Source organism: Photorhabdus heterorhabditis, from assembly GCF_001280945.1.
Classification (GTDB): domain Bacteria; phylum Pseudomonadota; class Gammaproteobacteria; order Enterobacterales; family Enterobacteriaceae; genus Photorhabdus; species Photorhabdus heterorhabditis.
Map to the genome: position 1 here is coordinate 1 of NZ_LJCS01000187.1, position 978 is coordinate 978.

At 40.5% G+C, this 978-nt stretch carries 1 protein-coding gene; it reads left to right on the plus strand.

Annotated elements, in window-relative coordinates; all coding sequences use genetic code 11:
• Window positions 1–86: 86 nt before the first annotated feature.
• On the plus strand, window positions 87–978 hold an 892-nt coding region (locus tag AM629_RS21220), incomplete at its 3' end, for an SGNH/GDSL hydrolase family protein (protein ID WP_161804264.1).

Sequence of the window (978 nt, forward strand, 5' to 3'; positions counted from 1 at the left end):
AAATTATTTTTGTCAGACGTGAGCAGTCTGACTCCATTTTTTGGGAAAGCTCACAGCAGCAGCTAACGCTGAATAAGGCAAAAAATGTGAAAAGGATATGCTTTATCGGTGAGTCTGTCGCGCTTGGCATGCTTTTCTCTCCTCATACTACGCCCGCCAAAACATTAGCGTATTTATTGAATCAGCATACTGATAGCGAATGGGAAGTTATCGATCTTGCAAAAAGCTGCATGAATGCGGGGGGACTATTGGAGACTTGTAAGGCGAGCTTACAGTTACAACCAGATTATGTGATTATTCTTGCCGGTAATAATTGGTTTTCAGATGTGTTGTTTGAGCATAATCCCCCGCTGGAAAGACGCAGAAATTATGCCAATGTTCTTGCAAATTCGGGTCCTAATGGTATTGCGATTGAATATAAGGAAAAATTGGAAAAGAATGCCGAAATATTGATAAACAGAATAGATGCAATATCTAAGGAAAGCGGTGTTGAATTTATTTTTGCTTTACCGGCAGCCAATTACGCAGATTGGGAACGGAAAACGCCACTTCATTGGTTGGGTAATGGCAAAACTGCTGAGTGGTATGAATTATATCGCCATGCATCACAAGCAATAATGAGTGGGCAGTATGTTGAAGCTTTAGAATTGGGTCTGAGCATGATCGGTATCGATGGCGGCACTGCGGCGACGTCTAACCGTATTGTGGCTAATAGCTTGATTGCGTTAAATCGAGCTGAAGAAGCTAAGCTATATTTAGACGCGGAATGCAGTTATGCGTTAATGTATGATCTTGTAACATCATTTCCAAGTACTCCCTCATTTGTTAAAGAGCGTATTCTCCAACAAAGCGTTGGCATCAAAATTATCGATCTAGAATATTACTTCACTAAGTATTTAGGCACGAGTGTGTTGGATGATTCACTCTTTATTGATTATTGCCATATGACACCAGAAGGTTTTAAAGTTGCGATGTCTT